This is a genomic window from Streptomyces sp. NPDC104309 (genome assembly GCF_055584025.1).
Genome location: NZ_JBVJMV010000152.1, coordinates 1 through 1,137, shown reverse-complemented (window position 1 = coordinate 1,137; position 1,137 = coordinate 1). Strand labels below are relative to the sequence as shown.

Here is a 1,137-nt window from a genome sequence, read left to right as displayed (position 1 = left end):
GTTCTCCAGACTTCGCGATGTCTCATGAGACACCGGCGGCTGAGCTGCCTCTCTTACCGCCAAGTCATTGGCTCGGCTTGCACTGGCGGTCGTACCCCGCTGGTCAGCAGACTGTCAGCACGAACCATCGGCGCCCGGAAGGCGAGAACCCTTGCTCCTTGCGACTGGCAGTGTCGTCATTTGCCTATGGCTGTTAGTTCCATCGGGTCCGGCGCGACATAGACCGAGCGCGGCCGGCCGAACTTGGCGCAAGCCTTCAACTCGACGTCCGTGAACGCCGGCCGCTGGCCATCCACCAGACCGAGTTCGGGCAGGAGCAGCGTGGACCACTCCTGGATCCGCATCCCCGTCATCAGCGCCAGTTCGCAGGCCGCGCGGTTTCGGTGGGGCCGCCAGCCCCGGAACGAGACATCCAGCCCGGCGTCCGGAGCCAGTCCCCCGAATCCGACGTCCCTCAGGTAGAGATACTGGTCGAGCTCCATGTGCCGGACGCGCAGGTCAGGGCGGATTCTGCTGGCGAGGTTGGAACGCTGCGGTGTCGACCGCCAGGGCTGCCGGACGACGACACCGAATCGGATCAGATACCTGTAGAGAGACTCGATGGCGGCCCAGTCCCGGTCCCATGCGGCGTCACCGACGACATCCTCCGCCCCGTCCTGCCGCCACAGACGAAACTCCCGAAGGTCTGTCTCCGTGGCTGACTGCAGATCCGCCTCCCGGGCCAGCAGGAAGTGCAGCAGCATCAGTACGGAGTACGCGTACGACCGCATCGTCTTCGCGTCCTTGCGTTCCAGTGCCAGCGACCGGAACCACGACGACACCGGCTCGACGGGCCGCATCGCCTCATCCAGCAAGATCGGCGTACCGGCGGGCACCAGACGTCGCGCGAACAGAGCCGACAGCTCTGCACGACTCAGCCCAGCGACCTGGCCGACCTTCCAGACCTTCCGCTGGTCGGTGAAGAACAGCTGCACGTGACCCCACAGGCATGCGTCACCACTCTGGCAACGTGCAGTCTTCCGGCGCCGGTCGGGGCTGTGCTGGGAGATGCCGCGATGTCACTCGGATGAGACAACTTCAAGTGTCTGGAGAACCGTCGAATTTGGGCTCGTACCACCAGCCCGGCCCCTCAGGCAG

General features: G+C 65.3%; 1 protein-coding gene. It reads right to left on the bottom strand.

The genetic code is table 11. From position 1 onward, the window contains the following. Nucleotides 1-176: 176 nt before the first annotated feature. Nucleotides 177-974 carry a site-specific integrase gene (locus ACZ68L_RS46950; RefSeq protein ID WP_469591063.1) on the bottom strand — a complete coding sequence of 266 codons (798 nt, stop codon included), beginning with the start codon at nt 972-974 and terminating at the stop codon, nt 177-179. Between the last annotated feature and the right edge of the window lie 163 nt (nt 975-1,137).